At 73.2% G+C, this 19,278-nt stretch carries 13 protein-coding genes; 10 read left to right on the forward strand and 3 right to left on the reverse strand.

What is annotated here, in order from left to right; genetic code table 11:
- Positions 1–44: 44 nt before the first annotated feature.
- Positions 45–1,763, reverse strand: coding sequence for an ABC transporter ATP-binding protein (locus ACGFIO_RS40105; RefSeq protein ID WP_392835456.1), 1,719 nt, complete (start codon positions 1,761–1,763; stop codon positions 45–47).
- Entirely contained in the window at positions 1,760–3,418 is a 1,659-nt protein-coding gene (locus ACGFIO_RS40110) for an ABC transporter ATP-binding protein (protein ID WP_392835459.1), read from the reverse strand. Before ACGFIO_RS40110 ends, ACGFIO_RS40105 begins: the two co-directional genes overlap by 4 nt.
- Positions 3,419–3,510: 92 nt before the next feature.
- Between ACGFIO_RS40110 and ACGFIO_RS40115 the strand changes: the two genes are divergently transcribed.
- From ACGFIO_RS40115 to ACGFIO_RS40150, 8 genes are all read left to right on the forward strand, one after another.
- Positions 3,511–4,557 (forward strand): iron-siderophore ABC transporter substrate-binding protein, encoded by a 1,047-nt coding sequence (locus tag ACGFIO_RS40115; protein WP_392835461.1) that lies wholly within the window; start codon positions 3,511–3,513, stop codon positions 4,555–4,557.
- A gap of 121 nt (positions 4,558–4,678) precedes the next feature.
- On the forward strand, positions 4,679–6,787 hold the full coding sequence (locus ACGFIO_RS40120) for a 2Fe-2S iron-sulfur cluster-binding protein (protein ID WP_392835464.1): 2,109 nt from the start codon (positions 4,679–4,681) through the stop codon (positions 6,785–6,787).
- Positions 6,788–6,948: 161 nt separating this feature from the next.
- The gene (locus ACGFIO_RS40125) at positions 6,949–8,163 is read left to right on the forward strand and encodes a S8 family peptidase (protein ID WP_392835466.1); all 1,215 of its coding nucleotides are present in this window, start codon (positions 6,949–6,951) and stop codon (positions 8,161–8,163) included.
- Positions 8,164–8,283: 120 nt separating this feature from the next.
- On the forward strand, positions 8,284–9,093 hold the full coding sequence (locus ACGFIO_RS40130) for a ThuA domain-containing protein (RefSeq protein WP_392835468.1): 810 nt from the start codon (positions 8,284–8,286) through the stop codon (positions 9,091–9,093).
- Positions 9,094–9,151: 58 nt separating this feature from the next.
- On the forward strand, positions 9,152–10,555 hold the full coding sequence (locus ACGFIO_RS40135; RefSeq protein WP_392835471.1) for a NosD domain-containing protein: 1,404 nt from the start codon (positions 9,152–9,154) through the stop codon (positions 10,553–10,555).
- Between the two features lie 57 nt (positions 10,556–10,612).
- The gene (locus ACGFIO_RS40140; protein ID WP_392835474.1) at positions 10,613–11,722 is read left to right on the forward strand and encodes a glycoside hydrolase family 76 protein; all 1,110 of its coding nucleotides are present in this window, start codon (positions 10,613–10,615) and stop codon (positions 11,720–11,722) included.
- Between the two features lie 76 nt (positions 11,723–11,798).
- Positions 11,799–12,575 carry an SAM-dependent methyltransferase gene (locus ACGFIO_RS40145; protein WP_392835476.1) on the forward strand — a complete coding sequence of 259 codons (777 nt, stop codon included), beginning with the start codon at positions 11,799–11,801 and terminating at the stop codon, positions 12,573–12,575.
- An 85-nt stretch (positions 12,576–12,660) separates the two neighbouring features.
- The gene (locus ACGFIO_RS40150; protein ID WP_392835478.1) at positions 12,661–14,259 is read left to right on the forward strand and encodes a diguanylate cyclase; all 1,599 of its coding nucleotides are present in this window, start codon (positions 12,661–12,663) and stop codon (positions 14,257–14,259) included.
- A 7-nt stretch (positions 14,260–14,266) separates the two neighbouring features.
- Here ACGFIO_RS40150 and ACGFIO_RS40155 read toward each other — a convergent pair whose 3' ends face one another.
- Positions 14,267–15,343, reverse strand: a complete 1,077-nt coding sequence (locus ACGFIO_RS40155; protein ID WP_392835479.1) for a radical SAM protein — start codon at positions 15,341–15,343, stop codon at positions 14,267–14,269.
- Between the two features lie 346 nt (positions 15,344–15,689).
- Here ACGFIO_RS40155 and ACGFIO_RS40160 point away from each other — a divergent pair, with 346 nt between their 5' ends.
- Entirely contained in the window at positions 15,690–17,495 is a 1,806-nt protein-coding gene (locus ACGFIO_RS40160; protein ID WP_392835481.1) for an ABC transporter ATP-binding protein, read from the forward strand.
- Entirely contained in the window at positions 17,488–19,275 is a 1,788-nt protein-coding gene (locus tag ACGFIO_RS40165) for an ABC transporter ATP-binding protein (protein ID WP_392835484.1), read from the forward strand. The genes ACGFIO_RS40160 and ACGFIO_RS40165 overlap by 8 nt, the downstream gene beginning before the upstream one ends.
- Positions 19,276–19,278: the final 3 nt, after the last annotated feature.

The following is a 19,278-nucleotide window of genomic DNA, read 5'->3' on the forward strand; positions in this document are numbered from 1 at the left end:
TGGGCCGGCCGCGCCTCGCACCTGGCCGGCCCACGGGACACGACCTATCGGACGCGCTGGTCCGACCACGCCTGCCACAGGGTGGCGTACGGGCCGGCGCGCCCGGTCAGCTCGGCGTGGGAGCCGGCCTCGACGACGCGGCCGTGTTCGAGCACCACGATCCGGTCGGCGGCGACCGCCTGGGTGAGGCGGTGGGCCACGATGACCGCGGTCCGGCCGGCCAGCGCGGCGTCGGCGACCCGTTCGAGCAGTCGCGCGCCCGCGCTGCCGGCCTCGGCGGTCGCCTCGTCCAGGATGGCCACCGGCGGGTCGGCCAGCAGCAGCCGGGCGAAGGCCAGCTGTTGCGCCTGCGCCGCGGTGAGCCCGTGCCCGCCCTCGCCGACCTCGGTGTCCAGGCCCTCGGGGAGCCGTTCGACCCAGCCGAGGGCGTCGACCGCGGCCAGGGCGGCCCGCACCTCGTCGTCGGTGGCCTCGGGGCGGGCCAGACGCAGGTCGTCGACGAGCGGGCCGGCGAAGACGTGGACCTCCTGGGTGATCAGGGCTACCTCGCCGGCCGGCACGGTGACGCTGCCGCCGGTGGGCTGGTGGACGCCGGCGATCAGCTTGGCCAGTGTGGTCTTGCCGGCGCCGCTCGCGCCGACGACGGCGACCCGCTCGCCCGGGGCGATGGTCAGGTCGATCCCCTGCAGCACCGGGCGGTCGGCCCGATACGAGAAGTCCAGCCCGCGCAGGACGATCGCGGCTCCGGAAGGAGATCGCGGAGCGCCGGCGGGGGTCCCGGACGGTGGGTTGAGGTCGGCCACGCCGACCAGGCGGTTCAGGCCCGAGAAGGCGGCCTGGGCGTCGTCGACCAGGGCCAGCGCGATGTTGATGGGGCCGAAGAGGCCGTGGAAATAGAGGGCCGCCGCGGTCGCCGTGCCAATGCTGACGGTCTCGCCGCGGACCAGGAAGAAGCCCGTGGCCAGGACGGCCGCGAGGCCGGCGAACTCGGCCACGTGCAGGCGGGCGTAGAAGCGGGTCTGCAGGGCGATGCCGCGCAGCAGCAGGTCGACGGCCTGCTGCGACCTGGTCGACACCCGGTCGGCGTGGTCGTCGGCGGCCCGGAACGCCCGGATGGTGGGCGCGCCGTCGATGGTGGCCAGCAGGTGGTGCTGCTGCGCGGCGACGGCTACGCGCTGGGCGGCGTAGAGCGGGACGGCGCGCCGCGCGTACCACCGCATGGTGTGGATCTGGACCGGCACCGCGATCACCGCCGCGATCAGGAAACGCCAGTCCAGCACGGCCAGGCCGGCCAGCGTGAGGCCGATGGTGAGCAGGGCCCGGGTGAACTCCGGCAGCGCGCTGCGGGCCGCCTCGGCGATGACCGACACGTCGTTGGTGACCCGTGAGGTCAGGTCGCCCGCGCCGGCCCGCTCGACCTGTTCCAGGGGCAGCCGCAGGGCCGACTCGACGAAGCGTTCCCGCAGCCGGGCCAGCATGCCCTCGCCGGACTGGGCCAGCAGGGCGACACCCCAACCGGCCAGCAGCGCCTCACCGAGCGCGCCGGCGACCAGGCCGGCGCCGGTGAGTACGACCTGACCGGTGCTGCCGCCGCCGGACGCGAGGTCGACGATCCGGCCCAGCAGCGGGGGAGTGACCAGGCCGGCGACGGTGCCGGCGACGAGCAGGGCCAGCGCCGCGGCCAGCCGGGACCGCTGCGGCCGCACCAGCACGCGGAGCTGGGCCCGGGTGCGCCGCCCGGTCGCGATCGGAAGCAGGTTCATGCCAGCACCGTCTCCCGGTAGAGCTCGTCCTCGGCGACCAGGCCGGCGTGCGTGCCGTCGGCCCGGACGGCGTCCTCGTGCACCACGACGACCCGGTCGGTCGCCGCCAGCAGGGCGGGGCTGGTGGTCAGCAGGATCGTGGTGCGACCGGCCCGGATGCCGCGCAGGGCGCCGGCGATGCGCGCCTCGGTGACCGTGTCCACCGCCGTGGTCGGGTCGTGTACCACCAGCACCGGCGGGTCGGCGGCGAGCGCGCGGGCCAGGGCGATCCGTTGCCGCTGACCACCGGAGAGCGAGCGGGCGCCGTCGTCCAGCACCGTGTCGAGGCCGTCCGGCAGGGTGCCGGCCACCTCGTCGGCGGCGGCCGCGGTGACCGCCGCGTCGACCGTCTCCGGACGGGCCCGCCCGCCCAGCGAGACCGCCGCGCGGATCGTCCCGTCGAACAGGTCGGTGTTATGTTCGGTGGCTAGCACGGCCGCGCGCACGCCGGCCGGTGACAGCTCACGCATTGCGACGCCGTCCAGGGCCAGCTCGCCGTCGGCCGGGTCGTGCGATCGGCCCAGCAGCCGGACCAGCTCGCCGGCCAGGGCCGGGTCGGTGGCGACGACGCCGACCAGTTCGCCCGGCGCGACCTCGACGTCGATCCCGCGCAGCCGCACCCGCACGGCGCCGCGGACGGGCGTCTGCGGGTCGGCGTCGCCGCCGGTCACCGCGTCGGGGGCGTCCAGCACGGCGGCCACCCGGCGGGCCGACGCGCGGCCCTGGGCGAGGTCGGCGCCGACCCAGCCGAACGTGGAGATCGGCCCGACCAGGAACTGGGCCAGGCCGAGGGTGGAGATGAGCTGGCCGACGGTGATGTCGCCGTTGATCGCGAGGAGTCCGCCGGCCACCGCGACGACGGCCAGGAACAGGCCGCTGAGCAGGAGTACGAGCCCTTGGTAGGCGGCCTCGGTGCGCGCCGCGTGCACGGTGGCGGTGTAGGCGGCGCGGCTGCGCTCCCGGTAGCGGGCGATGGCCGCCGGTTCGGCGCGCAGGCCCTTGATCACGCGCAGGCCGGCCAGCAGGTCGGCGGCCACGCCGGAGGCCTGGGCCGCGTGTTCCTGCTCGGTTTCGCTGCGTTCCTCCAGCGGCTTGCCGATCAGCCGGGTCAGCCCCATCAGCGGGGGTGTGCCGAGCAGCACCAGCAGCCCGAGCGGCACCGAGATGGACAGCAGCAGCACGGCCGCGAAGATCAGGCCGGCGACCGCGGCGATGCCGGAGGACACCGCGATGGCGACCGCGCCGACCCGGGCGGCGTCGCTGGTCGCGACCGCGACGAGGGCGCCCGGCAGCCGGTCGCGTTCGGCGCCGCCCCGCTCGTGCAGGACCCGGCCGGTCAGCCGCAGGCGCAGGGCGTGCGCGGCCTGTTCGGAGGCGCGTTGGCCGAACCGTTCGCCGAAGCGGTAGCTGTAGCTCAGTCCGATGTAGACGGCGGCCAGCACGCCCAGCCAGAGCGCGAGATCGCCGACGCCGCCGTCGACCGCGCGATCGATGACGACGCCGATGAGGAAGGGGACGGCCACCTCGCCGGCCTGGTGACCGGCGACCAGCAGGGTGCTCAGTGCGATCGCGCCGCGCTGCCCGGCCAGTGCCTCGGTGAGGACGCGGCGGCTCACGTGTGACCCCTCCCGCTCGTGTAATTAGGTGAGCCTAACCTACACTGCGGGCGAGGTCGCGGCCCCGGGGCCTCCAAGCGAAAGGATCAGCCGTGCGGCTACTCCCGATCCGGCGCACCGCGATGGCGGTCGCCGGGCTCCTCCTGTTCCTGGTCGCGGCGTGCGGCCCGAACAGCAACGCGACCGACACCGCGGCGCCGAGCGCACCGTCCGGAGCCACCGGCTTCCCGGTCTCGGTGCCGAACAAGTTCGGCACCGCCACGATCACCGCGGAGCCCAAGCGGGTCGTCACCGTCGGCCTGGTCGAGCAGGACTCGCTGCTCGCGCTGGGGGTCGTCCCGGTCGGCACGACCGAATGGTTCGGCGAGAAGCCCGGCGCGATCTGGCCGTGGGCCGAGGCGGCCCTGGGCTCGGCGCCGAAGCCCCAGGTGCTGACCGACACCGACGGCATCCAGTTCGAGAAGGTCGCGGCGCTGCGGCCCGACCTCATCCTGGCCGTCTACTCCGGCCTGACCGCCGAGGACTACGCCACCCTGTCCAAGATCGCGCCGACCGTGGCCCAGCCCCAGGGCTCGGTCGACTACGGCGTGAGCTGGCAGGACGTGACCCGTACGGTCGGCGCCGCGGTCGGCCGCAAGGCGCAGGCCGAGAAGCTGGTCGCCGACACCGAGGCGAAGCTGGCCGCGGTCAAGCAGGCCCATCCCGAGTTCGCCGGCAAGAGCGGCCTGATGGCCACCACGTACGAGGGCTACTACGTCTACGGCCCGCAGGACTCGCGCGGCCGGCTGCTCACCGACCTGGGCCTCACCCTGCCGGCCGGCCTGGCCGAGGTGACCGGCAAGGAGTTCGGCGCCAACCTGAGCAAGGAGCGCACCGATCTGCTCGACACCGACGTCCTGATCTGGCTGGTCGACGCGTACGCCGCGGACAAGGCCAAGGTCCAGGCCGACCCGCTGTACGCCAAGCTCGACGTCAAGACCCAGGGCCGCGACGTCTACCTCGAGAACGAGGAACTGGAGGGGGCCGCGACCTCCTTCATCACCCCGTTGAGCCTGCCGTTCCTGCTCGACAAGCTGGTTCCGCAGCTGGCCGCCGCGCTCGACGGCAACCCGGCCACGGAGGTCAAGCGCGCCTCCTGACGGCGGTCCGCCGCCGCTGCGAACGTGAGCAGCGGCGGCGGGACACGGCCGCTGAGGTGGTGTGCCCGGGCGCGGTGAAAGCGAGTAGCCAAAGAACTGAATTCCAGCTCACAATTAGGTCATGAGCTGGGACAACTTGCGGCTGCTGTCGAGTCCGGACGAGATCGGGGCGACGATCGGGCGGCCACCCGCCGCGGTCATGCTCAAACAGGTCGACCGGCTCGACGACGGCTGCCGGAGCGTGCTGGCCTACTCGCCGATCGCCGGGTTCGGCTATCAGGACGCCGCCGGGGCCCGCCGGACCACCTTCGTCGGCGGGACGCCCGGATTCGCCCGGGTGCTCTCGGCCGGCCGGTTCTCGTTCGCCCACGAGGAGCCGGTGACCGGTGGCGTGTCGTTCGTGTTCCTGCTGCCCGGTGTCGGCGAGACGCTGCGGCTCAACGGCACGGTGGCCGGGCACGACGGCGGCACGCTCACGATCGAGGTCGAGGAGGCGTACGTCCACTGTGCCCGGTGCGTCCTGCGGTCGCAGCTGTGGCAACCGGCGCCGGCGACACTGGGCCGCCCCGCGTCACCGGCCGCCACCGACGGCCCGCTCGGCGCCGACGTCCGCGAATTCCTCGACGCCGCAGCGTTCCTGGTCCTGTCGACCGGGGACGCGGCCGGCGGCGGTGACACCAGCCCGCGCGGGGACCGGCCCGGCTTCCTCAAGGTGCTGGGCGCCACGACGATCGCCATCCCGGACCGCCGGGGCAACCAGCGCGCCGACACCCTGCACAACCTGCTCCAGGACGACCGGATCGCGCTGGCCGCGTTGCGCCCCGGCCGCACCGAGGTGCTGCACCTGAGCGGCACCGCCGTGATCAGCGACGATCCGGAGCTGCTGGCCACCATGGCCATCGGTGCCGTGGTGCCACAGGCCGCGCTGCTCGTCACCGTGGCCGACGCCGTCGTGGCTCGGAACGCCGCACTGGCCCGGGCCGACCTGTGGAACCCGGCCCGACCGGCCGGCGCGGTGGCCGTGCCGGACATGATGGCCATCGCCACCCGGCATCTCGGCGCGAACCGCAAGGGCCTGCCGATCGGCCTGCTGACCCTCCTGTCGCGGCCGTTCCGCCGGCTGGTCGACGCGGGCTACCGCTCAATGCTGCGCAAGGAGGGTTACGGGCCGGCGCCGGCACCGGCCGCGGGCCCGGCCGGCGGGCGGGAGATGCGGGTCGTCGAGGTGCGGCGCGAGACCCGGGACGCCGTCACCGTCGTGCTGGCCGACGCGGACGGCCCCGCCCGGCCGGTCGACTTCCGGCCCGGGCAGTTCTTCACACTGGTCACCCGGGTCCGGGGCGAGGAGGTGCGGCGACCCTACTCGGCCTCGTCGGCGCCCGGCTCGCCGCAGCTGGAGATCACCGTCAAACGGGTCGGCCGGAACGGCTTCTCCGGGTACGCCAACCGGCGGCTGCGGCGCGGACACCGGCTGGCCGTCCACGGGCCGTCCGGCACCTTCCGGGCCGGCGGGGACGAACCGGAACTCGTGCTGGTCGCGGCCGGCAGCGGCATCACACCGATCATGAGCATCGTGCGTACGCTGCTGGCCGGCCCGGCCGGGCCCCGGCTGTCGCTGCTGTACGGCAACCGCGACGAGGCCGGCACCCTGTTCGCGGCCGAGCTCAGCCGCCTGCGGGCCGCGCATCCGCAGCGTCTCACCGTTGCCCACCGGCTGACCCGGCCCGGTCCGCACTGGACCGGTGACCGTGGCCGCCTCGACGAGCCCGCGGTGACGGCGTGGCTGGACCAGGTCGAGCCGGTCGAGGCGGCCCGGTACTTCCTGTGCGGGCCGGACGAGGTGATGCGTACGGTCCGGGAGGTCCTGGCCCGGCGCGGTGTCGACCCCGGCCGGATCCACCAGGAGAGCTACCGCAGCGCCGCCGCCGCACCGGCGATCGCGGCCGGCGGACCCCAGCGGATGACCGTCGAGAACGACGGGAGCCCGGTCGCGGCGGTCACCGTCGAGCCCTCGGCCACGATGCTCTCGGCCGGGCTGGCCGCCGGTGCGCCGATGCCGTACTCCTGCACGGTCGGCACCTGCGGCGAGTGCGTGGTCAAGCTGCGGTCGGGCGTGGTCGCGATGAGCGAGCCGAACTGCCTCACCGAGCGGCAGCGCGCCGACGGCTACGTGCTGACCTGTGTCGGACGGCCGCAGTCCGAGGTCACGGTCGACATCGCCGGGTCCTAAAGCGAATCTGACGGGTCACCCAGGGCCACGCCTCGCACTTGGGTGATCCGTCAGATTCGCCCTGGCCATTCCGCCGGGGCGGCGAACCGGCTTACCATGCGAGCAGTGACCGATCGCCGTGAGTCGATGTCATGGCGCGTGATCCTGAGAAGGAGAACGAGATGCCCCCACGTTTTCCGGTCCGCCGGGTGGTCTGCGCCACCCTGTCCGCCGCCTTCGCCACCGCGGTCGTCGCGGCCGCCGGGGCCGCACCGGCCACCGCCGCGCCGACCGGTGAGATCCGGCTCGCCGGCATCGCCAACGCCGTACCCGGAAGCTATCTGGTTGTCCTGAAGGGAACCTCACGCGCGGCGCTCGGTTCGGCCGCGAGCACGCTCACCCACTCCTACGGCGGCGCGGTCAGTCAGGTGTACGGCGCCGCGGTCACCGGGTTCGCCGCCCGGATGAGCGAGTCCGCGGCCAAACGCCTCGCCGCCGACCCGGCCGTGGCCTACGTCGAACAGGACCAAGTCCTCACGGCCACCGCGACCCAGACCGGCGCCACCTGGGGCATCGACCGGATCGACCAGCGCAACCTGCCGCTGAGCACCACCTACACCTACCCGAACACAGCGTCGAGCGTGCACGCGTACATCATCGACACCGGCATCCTGACCACGCACACGCAGTTCGGCGGCCGGGCCGCCAGCGGCTACGACTTCGTCGACAACGACAGCAACGCCACCGACTGCAACGGCCACGGCACCCACGTCGCGGGTACGGTCGGTGGGTCCACGTACGGCGTGGCCAAGGCGGTGCAGCTGGTCGGCGTACGCGTGCTGGACTGCGGGGGCAGCGGCACCACGACCGGCGTCGTCGCGGGCATCAACTGGGTGACCAGCAACGCGATCAAGCCCGCGGTGGCCAACATGAGCCTCGGCGGCGGCGCCAGCACCACCCTCGACAACGCGGTGGCCAGCTCGATCGCCTCGGGCGTCACCTACGGCGTCGCGGCCGGCAACGGCAACGCGCTCGGCCTGCGGCAGAACGCCTGCAACTACTCGCCGGCCCGGGTGCCCACGGCGATCACCGTCGGCGCGACGCAGAACAACGACGCGGCGGCCAGCTTCTCCAACTACGGCACCTGCGTCGACATCCTGGCCCCGGGCGTGGACATCACGTCGTCGTGGTATTCCAGCACCACCGCGACCAAGACGATCAGCGGCACGTCGATGGCCACCCCGCACGTCGTCGGCGCGGCGGCGCTGGTGTTGCAGGCCAACCCGGCCTACACCCCGGCCCAGGTCGCGTCGTCGCTGACCTCGAACGCCACCACCGGCGTGGTGACCAACCCGGGCTCCGGCACCCCCAACCGGCTGCTCTACGTCGTCAACTGACCCACCGGCGCCCCGGCCGCACCCAGGCCGGGGCGTCCCTGGTTACCGCTTCCCAGGGCCGGATCAAAGTCATAGGCTTCGATGACGGTCCGGTTACGCGCGGACACCGGGGGAGGGATCATGCAGCGTTTGCTCAAGTTCCTGGTGGCGGTCGTGGTGGCGGTGGGGCTGGGCGGCTCGACGGGCCCGGCCGCGGCGACGGCGGCGGCGCACCCGCGGTTCACGGCGCTGGTCTTCTCCAAGACGGCGGCGTTCCGGCACGACTCGATCCCGGCCGGCGTGGCCGCGATCCGGCAGCTCGGGGCCGAGCACAACTTCGCCGTGGACGCGACCGAGGACGCTTCGGTGTTCACCGACGCCGGCCTCGCCCGGTACGACGTCGTCATCTGGCTGAGCACCACCGGTGACGTGCTGAACGCACCGCAGCAGGCCGCGTTCACCCGTTACATCCGGGCCGGCGGCGGGTACGCGGGCATCCACGCCGCCTCGGACACCGAGTACGACTGGCCCTGGTACGGCCGCCTGGTCGGTGCCTACTTCCGTGATCATCCGGGCTCGGTCAACGCCCAGTTCCAGGTGGCCACCGTGAACGTGCTGGCCCGGGACACGCCGGCCGCCCGGCCCCTGCCGCGCCGGTGGGAGCGGGAGGACGAGTGGTACAACTTCCGGACCAACCCACGGCACACGGTGCGGGTTCTCGCCGAAGTGGACGAGTCGACCTACGACCCGCGCGGCTACAGCGTGCCCGGCGGCTCACCGGGGATGGGACCGCACCACCCGATCTCCTGGTGCCAGCCGTACGACGGTGGCCGCGTCTTCTACACCGCGATGGGCCACAAGAGCGAGTACTACGCGGACCCGCTGCTGCTGGCCCATCTCTACGGCGGCATCCGGATGGCGGCCGGTGTGACACCGTTCAACTGCACCTGAAACGCGCATCGCGAATTGTGCGTTTGCGCTGGTCAGGATGGAGGACGATAGTCGCAGGATGCCGACCACCGGACGCCTCGCCCGCATTGTCCGCCGCATGCTGACGGTGGCCACGGTCGCCGCCGTCGTCATCGGACATCCGGGCGCGGGGGCCGGGGCGCACGGCCGGACGACGCTGTACGTGTCGCCGCGCGGGTCCGACTCCGCCGACGGGACGGCGCGTCGTCCGCTGCGTACCCCGCAGATCGCCGTTGATCGTCTCGGCCCGCTCGGCGGAACCGTGCGGCTGCTCGGGGGCCGGTACGCCGGCCAGCGGATCGTGATCGAGCAGCGCGCGCACATCGCGGTGCGGGCCGCGGCCGGAGCGGTTCCGGTGCTCGACGGTGCGGGCCTGGCCCCGCCCGACGGGCAGAGCGGCATGATCGAGATCCGCGACAGTTCGGACGTCACCGTCGACGGCCTCACAGTGACCGGCTACCGCACTCGCCGGCTGGCCGCGGTGCCGATCGGCATCCTGGTGACCGGCTCGGGCCGGTCGATCCGGCTCACCGGCAACCACGTCCATCACCTCGGCAACGACAACGGCACCCTGGGCAGCTTCGAGATGAACGCCCACGGCGTCGCCGTCTTCGGCACCGACGCCGAGCGGCCGCTGACCGGCGTCACCGTCAGCGGCAACGAGCTGGACCATCTGGTGCTCGGCGCCAGCGAGACCCTGGTGCTCAACGGCAACGTCGACGGCTGGTCGGTGGTCGGCAACGACATCCACGACAACAACAACATCGGCATCGACGCGATCGGCTTCGAGGGGACCATCGGCGGGGCCGCGCGGTTCACCGACGTCAACCGGGCCCGCAACGGGCTCATCGCGCACAACCGGGTGTCGCGCATCATCAGCGAGGGCAACCCGGCGTACTGGGACGACGGTTCGTGGTGCGACTGTGCCGACGGGATCTACGTGGACGGTGGTGCCGCGATCACCATCACCGGCAACCGGGTGGACGACTCGGACATCGGCATCGAGGTCGCGTCGGAATGGCGTCAGGGCCGGACCAACGGCATCACTGTCACGGGCAACACGGTGACCCGCAGCCGCTACACCGGGTTGGCCGTCGGCGGTTACGACCAGGACCGGGGCGAGGCGTACGACATCAGCGTCACGAACAACCTGGTGCGCGGCGACAACCTCGGCATCCTGCTCCAGTACTACGTGCACGACACGACGATCCGGCGCAACACGGTCGTCTCGACCGACCGGGACGAGCCCGTGCTGCTCCAGCGGGTCGCGCCGGCCGGTGGCGCCGCCCGGAACGCCCGCCTGGTGCTGAACGACAACGACTACCGGGGGCGGGTTCCGGCCGGCCAGGAGTCCTATCTCTGGAACGACGTCGAGCAACGAGGACTGCGGGCCTACCGGGCGGCCAGCGGTCAGGACACGAGAAGCACCTACCACCGACAGTGAGGAATCCACGTGCGGCTACGTTGGAATCGACTCGTGCTCGCCGGTACCGCTCTCAGCGTGACACTGACGATGCTGGTCTCGCCGGCGGCGGCAGCGTCGGAGCGCCACGAGACTCGCGCGCTGACCGCGTACGCGACCCTGGACCGATACTTCGGCACGGCTGACGGGTCGGGGCTCTACCGGGAACAGTATCCGGCGGCCGCCGAGGACAACCCGTACTCCTACGAGTGGCCGTACTCGCAGGTCCACATCGCCGCGCTCGACCTCACCGTGGCGCATCCGCGCGGCGAAGGCGAGTACGCGGCCCGGGCCGCGGCCCAGGAGCACTACTGGAACGCCGCCGGCGGCACCACCGGCCGGGCCGGCTACGACTCGTACCCGGTCGCGCCCTACGGCGCCGGCGGCGACATGTTCTACGACGACAACGAGTGGGTCGGCCTAGCCAAGATCCAGCGCTACCTGCAGACCCGGGACGCCGCGGCGCTGCGCCGGGCCAAGGAGATCTTCGCGCTGGTCGAGTCCGGCTGGGACACCGACACCAGCCACAGCGCGCCCGGCGGCGTGTTCTGGACCCAGGCGACCTGGAGCCACGACCGGAACACGGTGTCCAACATGCCGGGGGCCGAGCTCGGGATCCGGCTCTACCAGATCACCGGCCAGCGGCGATACCTCCAATCCGCGCTGCGCTTCTACGACTGGACCAACACGTACCTGCAGAGCCCCAGCGGTCTGTACTGGGACCATCTGGACCTCGACGGCACGCTGGAGAAGACCATCTGGTCGTACAACCAGGGCGTGCCGATCGGCGTCAACGTCCTGCTCTACCAGGTGACCCGCGACCGCACCTACCTGCGCCGGGCCGAGCGCATCGCCGACGCCGCCTACGACTACTACGTCACCCAGGGCCGGCTCAACGGCCAGCCGATCTTCTTCAACTCCATCTTCTTCAAGAACCTGCTGCTCCTGCAGTCGGTGACCGGCGGTGACCGCTACCGGCAGGCGATGGCCCGGTACGCCGACTGGGTCTGGTCGGCCAAGCGTGACCCGCGCACCGGTCTGGTGCACTTCAGCACCGACGGCCGCACCCAGGTGATCGAGCAGGCGGCGCTGGTCCAGATCTACGCGGTACTCGCCTGGCCCCGTGCAAAGTGGCCGATACTGTACTGAATTCCCGTCGTGTACGGCGGCCGGGCGGCATTGCCTAGGATCACTGTCCAACGGCCGCCGTATCGGAGGGGTTCCCATGACCGATCCCAAAATCGACGTCACCCGGCCCAGCAGCGCCCGGGTGTGGAACTACCTCCTCGACGGCAAGGACAACTTCGCCGTCGACCGGGAGCTGGGTGAGGCGCTGCGGTCGGCCAACCCGGCGATCGCGGCGGTCGCGCAGGCACAGCGGCGGTTCCTGATCGAGGCGGTCACGCTGTTCGCCGGCGAGGCCGGCATCCGGCAGTTCCTGGACATCGGCACCGGCCTGCCCACGGCGAACAACACGCACGAGGTCGCGCAGCGCGTGGCGCCCGAATCACGGATCGTCTACGTCGACAACGACCCGCTCGTCCTGGCCCACGCCCGCGCGCTGCTGACCAGCTCGCCCGCCGGGGTGACGGCGTACATCGACTCCAACGTCGAAGACCCGGAACGGATCCTGGACGAGGCCGCCCGGACCCTCGACCTCAGCCGGCCGGTAGCGCTGACCATGATCGGCATCCTGGGCAACGTCGCCGACTACGACCAGGCCCGCTCGATCGTCGCGCGGCTGCTCGCGGCGGTGCCGTCCGGCAGCTACCTCGCGGTCAGCGACGGGACCAGCACCAGCGCCGAGAGCGTGGAGAGCCAGCGGGTCGCCAAGGGCAGCGGCCACCCCTACAACCTGCGTACGCCCGAGCAGATCGCCGGATATTTCGAGGGCCTCGAGCTGCTCGAGCCCGGTGTGGTGCCGACCTCGCAGTGGCGGCCGCAGCCCGGATCGGACACCTCCGACCTCGACGTCTACTGCGCGGTCGGCCGCAAGCCGTAAGTCTCAAGAACGGGCCGGGCCGGCCGATGGGGAAGCAGCCAGCGTGGCGACACGCGGCGACGCGGACCCAGAAGGGAGGCGGCCCGTGCCCGGTGGCGGCCACCTGGACGACGCGCGTGCGGCGGCGATCGGACGGGCGTACGACCTGGTCGGTCTGGCCCAGGGGCAGAACGTGGACCGTGAGATCGGTGTGGCCGAGGAGGAAGCGGCCGAGCACGGCTGGACCGACGTCCGGTTGCTCCTCAAGTGGGCCCGGACGATGGCCGCGCGCGAGTCCGGGGCCGACAACTCGGCCTATTTGCAAGCCATGATCGACCTGGCCGAGAGCACCGCCGAGACCACCATGCTCGCCCTCGCGCTGGCCACCGTGGCCGCCCGGCGCAGCACCATCGGACGCGCCCTGGACGTCACCGAGTCGACGGCCATCCCGTTGGTTCGCGCGGTCGCGCTGCTCGACGACGACAGCGGCCCGGCGGTCCACCGCGCGGCCGCGCTCATCGAGGTCGGTGTGGCCGCGCAGGAGCTCAGCTTCTGGGAGCTGGCCGTCGAGTACTACGACCAGGCCGAGCAGGTGCTGGACGGCGCCGACGACCCGCGCCTGGCCGGGACGATCGCCCTGCAGCGCCGGGTGCTCAGCTACAACCGGGCCGAGGTGGTGCTGGACTGGTCGAGCGCCCAGGCCATGATCGGCGGCTGGGACGCGGCCGCGCTGACCGCCGCGGCGGCGCTGCCCGGCGGCCTCGCCGCCATCGACCAGCACTGGCCGCCCAGCTGGGAGATCGAGCATCGCGCCCACCTGCACCTGCTGGCCGCGGTGGCCGGACGCTCCCCGGCCGGGCTGACCGAGTTCGCCCTGCCGCCGGACTTGTACAGCACCGGTGTCACACCCGACGCGATAGTGGCCCTCGGCGCGGCCATCGACGCCGCCCGGTCCGCCGACGGCGCCGGCGCGGCCCGGCTCGCAGTGGGCCTGTCCGACCGGCTGGGCTGGGCCACGCCGCAGGGCACGCGTCTGCTGTGCATGAGCATCGCGGCCCGGCAGCCCGGGACGCCGCCCGCGGTGGCCGCGTACGCCGAGGAACTGGCCCGGCTGCGCTGGAACGCCCGGCTCGACCAGGTGACCGGCCTGCGCGACGCGATCGACGTCGAGCGGCAGCGCCGCGACCACGAGCAGCTGCGCCGGCAGGTGCAGGTCGACGAGCTGACCGGCCTGGCCAACCGGCGGGGCTACCGTGCCTACCTCAGCGAGCTGCTGGCACCCGGTACGACCCCGCAGGAGTACGCGGTCATGATGGTCGACGTCGACCACTTCAAACTGGTCAACGACCGGTTCGGCCACGACGTCGGCGACCTCGTCCTGGCCCGGGTCGCGCAGATCCTGGCCGCGCACGTCCGGCCGGTGGACCTGGCCGCCCGGCTCGGCGGCGACGAGTTCGTGGTGGTCCTCGCGGGCGTCGGCCCGGAGCAGCCGGAGAGACGGGCTCAGGAGATCATCGACGCGGTCCGCGGGCAGGTGTGGGACGAGCTGGGCCCCGGGCTGGCCGTGTCGATCAGCGTCGGGGTGCACCGCGGCGGCGTACAGGAACTGCCGACCCTGCTCACCGACGCCGACCGCAACCTCTATCACGCCAAGCACAACGGTCGCGGCCGTCTCGCCTCGGCCGCCGGCGCCGCCCGGCCGTGACCACGGGTCACCCGGCGACCGGCCGGAGCGGAAGGCCTCGCAGCGGCTGGGCCGGGTCGAACTCGGGCCGGCGGTCGATCCGCGCGCGTACCTCGTCGGTGCCGAACCGCTGATCGATGCGCCGCACCGCATCGGCCCAGTCCTTCCGGGTCCGGATGCCGCGCAGCACCTCCACCACCCATGGGTCCCGCCACCGGCTGCGGGACCGCTCCCACAGCACGTACGGGTCCTCGGTGAGCAGGTTGCCGACCGTGCCCTCGTAGATCGGCATGCCGCGGACCGAGCCGTCCGGTTCGATCTCCAGCGGCCGGAAGTCCGGGTGCGCGGCGATGTAGTCCGGGTGCATCTGCACGCCGAAGTTGTCGGTGGTGGTGACCTTGACCGACGACGGTGCCGCGGCCCGCAGCCGGCTCACCGTGGCCGGATCGACCAGCTCCTCGACCTGCTCGTCGGTGAGCAGGTCGTGTTCGCCGTAGGAGACCCGGCTGGCCAGGCCGGTCGGCACCACCGCGCCGATGGCCAGAGAGGTCAGGTGCGGGAAGCGCGGCGCGATGACGTCGCACATCTCCCCGATCTGGTGGTAGTTGCCGCGTACGGCCACGAAGTCGACACCGAACCGCAGCGGTGACTCGCCCTCGGCCGAGCGTCGCGCGCTCACCTCCTCGAGCAGGGCGAGCGCGCTCATCGCCCGGTCGAAGGAGCCGGCCCGGCCGCGGATCCGATCGTGCACCTCGGCGGTGGAACCGTCCACGCTGACCACGATCTTGCCGATCACCGGGGCCAGCTCGTGCACGATCCGGGCCGGCACCGACCATCCGCTGGTGTACAGCAGGACCTTGATCCCGGCCGCGGCGAAATGTCGCACCACCTCGACGATGCGCGGCACGGTCAGCGGTTCGCCGCCGCACAGCGTGATCTGCAGCGGCCGGAAGGAGATGAGCGCGTCCGCGACCCTGAGCATCTCCTCGTGGCTGAGGTTGCGCGGCGGACGCCGGCCGGACTCGGTGTAGCAGTGCGAGCAGCGCAGCGGACAGGCGAAGGTCACGTCCCAGATCAGGACGGTCGGGCTCGTGTCGTCGGTCATGGCAGCGACGCTAGGAAGACGGCCGGCACCGCACATCGGTGGCGGCACCCGCAACCGGCGGCCCGGCCACGCAGAAACCGGGCCGGCGCGGCGCCCGATGACGCCGGCGCGTCTGCGTGGTCCGGCCCGCGGTTTGCGTAGCGCGGCACGGATTCGCGGGACCGGGCCGGCTCCTAGCGTTTCCGGCAGCGGCGCAATCGTCAGGTCGCCGCCGTCGCACCGAGGAGGTGAATCACATGTTCGCTTACCCGCCGGTCGACCCCGAGTAATCGGGGACAGGTTCCAGATGGCGGTGGTCACCCCACACGGGTGACCACCGCACCCTTTTGCCGAAGGAGCGTGGAACGTGCCGACCCGTCGCAACGACAGCGTGCTCGCCCTCGTGCGGGAACTTCCGAGGATCGACCGTACGGGCACCGCCGCGCTCGCCGCGCTCGTCGCCGCCCAGGTGGCCGGCGGTGTGCTGCTGCCCCTGGCGATCGGCCGGCTGGTCACCGCCCTCACCGGATCCGGCGGTGCCCGGGCCGGCGCCGCCTGGACCGGGCTCACTCTGCTGGCCGCCGCCCTGGTGCTGGACATCGCCCTGGAACCGGTCCGGGCCGCGGTCACCGCGCGCCTCGCCACCTCGGTCGACGGCGCCCTGGCCCAGCGCACCGTGGAAGGGGCGCTGCGCCCGGCACGGATCGACCACCTGGACGACCCCGGCGTCGCCGACCGGATCGAGCAGGCCCGCGCGGTCGGGGTCGGCGGTCACGCACCCGGCCAGGCCGTGTCCGCGCTGGCCGCCCTGGTGCCGATGCGGCTGACCGGCGTGGCCGCCGCGGTTCTGCTCGGCTGGGCCGGGCAGTGGTGGATGCCGGTCGTCCTCGGAGCCGCCTGGATCGTCACCGGCCGCTGGCAGGAACAGGAGATCGCGCGCGCGGTCGCCGCCAACAGCGCCCGGACGGCGTTGCTGCGGCACGCGACCTACCTGCGCGACCTCGGCGTGACCGCGCCGGCGGCCAAGGAGGTACGGGTCTTCGGCCTGCACCAGTGGCTGGTCGAGCGGTTCGCCCGGGAGTGGTGGGACGGCATCGTCGAGTTGCGGCGCCGGACCACCGACGGGCGGCGGCACCTGGCCGCGACCGGGCTGTTGCTAGTCGCGCATCTGGTGGTGATCGTGCCGCTGGCTTCCGGCGGCTCGCCGGCCGGCCGGCTGACCGTGGCCCTGCAGGCCGTGCTCGGTCTGTTCGCGCTCGGATTCACCGGCGACCTGCAGCGGCGCCTGCGGCTGGCCAGCGCGGCGGTGCCGGCGGCGGTCGCGGTGGGCGCCCTGGGCACATCATCCGGTGCGGCGTCGCGCCCCCGGGCGGCGATCGGGCCGCCCCGCCGGGAGATCCGCTTCGAGCAGGTGCGCTTCGGCTACCCCGGTGCCGACCGGCCGGTCCTCGACGGACTGGACCTGGTCATCCCGGCCGGTTCCTCGCTCGCCATCGTCGGTGACAACGGCGCCGGCAAGAGCACCATCACCAAGCTGCTGGCCGGCCTGTACCGCCCGGACGCCGGGCACGTCCGGGTCGACGGCGTGGACCTGGCCGAGGCCGACCTGGCCACCTGGCGCCGCCGCCTCGCGGTGGTGTTCCAGGACTTCGTCCGATATCCGTTCTCGGCCCGGGACAACATCGCCCTGGGCGCGGTCGAGACACCGGTCACCGCCGACCGGCTGACCGAGGCGGCCCGGCTCGGCGCCTTCCTCGGCGTCGAGCAGACGTTGCCGGACGGGTGGGACACGGTGCTCTCCGGCGAGTACCTCGGTGGGGCGGAACTGAGCGGGGGACAGTGGCAGCGGCTGGCCCTGAGCCGCGCGCTGTACGCCGTGCGGCAGGGCGCCGGTGTCCTCGTCCTCGACGAACCCACCGCCCACCTGGACATCGAGGCCGAGTACGAGCTGTACGCGCGCTTCCTGGAGATGACCGCCGGGATCACCACGATCCTGGTGTCGCACCGGTTCGCCACCGTCCGCCTGGCCGAGCGGATCGCGGTCGTGCGGGACGGCCGGGTCACCGAGTACGGCAGCCACGACGAGCTGCTGGCCGCCGACGGCCGGTACGCGCGGATGTTCCGGGTGCAGTCCGAACCCTTCACCGCCACGGGAGGCACAGGTCGTGGGTAGCTGGCTGAAAGCGGCTCGTCTGGTCGTCGGCGTCGCGGTCAAGGTCGATCCGCGTCGCGCGCTGCTCGTGCTCGTCCTCGCCCCGCTGTTCAACGTGGTCGCCGCGGCCCAGGCGATCGGCCTGCGCCGGATGGTCGACGGCGCGGCGGCCCACCGGTTCACCGACGCCCTGGCCGGTGGGCTGATCCTGGTCCTCGTCACGGTCTTCATCCACCAGGCCAGCGCGGTCGCCACCGATCTGCGCCAGGTGCTGCAGCAGCGGGTCGGGCTGGAGTTCGACCGCCGGCTGATGGCCCTCTGCTCCGGCCCGTCCCACGTCGGCCACTACCAGGACCCGGAGTTCCTGGACACCGCCGAGCTGGTACGCCAGCGCCGCACCGAGTTCGGCGGCGCGTTCGCCGCGCTGGTCGAGAACGCCGGCCTGTTCGCCCGCTTCGCCGCCGCGGTGGCGCTGATCGCGACGGTCAGCCCGATCCTCGGCCTGCTGCCGCTGTGCGTGGTGCCGCTGGCCCTGGCCATCCGCCGGCAGGCGAACCTGGTGACCGCCGCGGAGCAGGCCGGCGCCGAGGACGACCGCCGCCGCACCGCGCTGCTCAAACTGGCCACCGACGCGGCCGCGGCGCCGGAGGTCCGGCTGTACCGGCTGGGCGCGGAGATCGCCGTCCGGCACCGGCGGGCCTTCACGGCGGCGGCGTACGGCCGGGAGGCGGCCCGGGCCCGCGGCGCGGTCGCGGTGACGGCCGGGTGGCTGCTGTTCTGCGCCGCCCTGGTGGCCGGGCTGGGCCTGGTCACCCAGTCGGTGCTGGCCGGTCGGGCCACGGCCGGGGAGGCGGTGCTGGTGCTGCTGCTCGGCACCCGGCTGGTCGGCGCCACGACCGGGCTGAGCTGGCTGATCGCCTGGCTGCGGCGGTCGCTGCACACTGTCGCGCTGTACCGGCGGCTGGCCGAGCGGTCCGGTCCGGACACCCCGGCCGGGCCCTTCGCCGAACTGCCCGGCCCCGGGGACCTGGTCCTGCACGGCGTCGGCTTCCGCTACCCGGGCGCGACCGAACCCGCGCTCGGCCCGATCGACCTGCGGCTGCCGGCCGGTGCGCGGGTCGCGGTGGTCGGCGACAACGGCGCCGGCAAGTCCACCCTGGTCGCGCTGCTGGCCGGGCTGCACCCGCCGACCGAGGGCCGGATCACCTACGGTGGCACCGACCTGGCCCGGATCGACCCACAGCGCTGGTACGCCCGGACCACCGCCGTCTTCCAGGACTTCTGCCGGTTCGAGCTGCTGGTCCGGGAGTCGGTCGGCGTCGGTGACCTGGCCGGTCTGGACGACCGGGCGGCGGTCGGCGCGGCCGTGGACTCCGCCGGCGCGGCCGGGTTCGTGGCGGCGCTGCCGGAGGGCCTGGACAGCCGGCTGGGACGCACCTTCGACGGCGGGACCGACCTGTCGTCGGGGCAGTGGCAGAAGCTCGCCCTCGCCCGCGGCCGGATGCGCGTCACCCCGGCCCTGGTCCTGCTGGACGAACCGGCCGCCAGTCTCGACCCGGACAGCGAGGCCGACCTGTTGCGCCGCTACCTGGCCGAGCGCCCGGCGGCCACCGCGCCGATCACCGTGGTGGTGTCGCACCGGCTGACCACGGTGCGCGACGCCGACCTCATCGTGGTGCTGCACGAGGGCCGGCTGGCCGAGTCCGGCACCCATGAGGAACTGCTCGGGCGCGGTGGGCGCTACGCGACGATGTACGCGCTGCACGCGGCCGCGTACCAGGACGGGGGAGTGTCGGCGTGACGG

Origin of the sequence: Actinoplanes sp. NPDC049265 (assembly GCF_043197135.1) — a bacterium.
Taxonomy (GTDB): domain Bacteria; phylum Actinomycetota; class Actinomycetes; order Mycobacteriales; family Micromonosporaceae; genus Actinoplanes.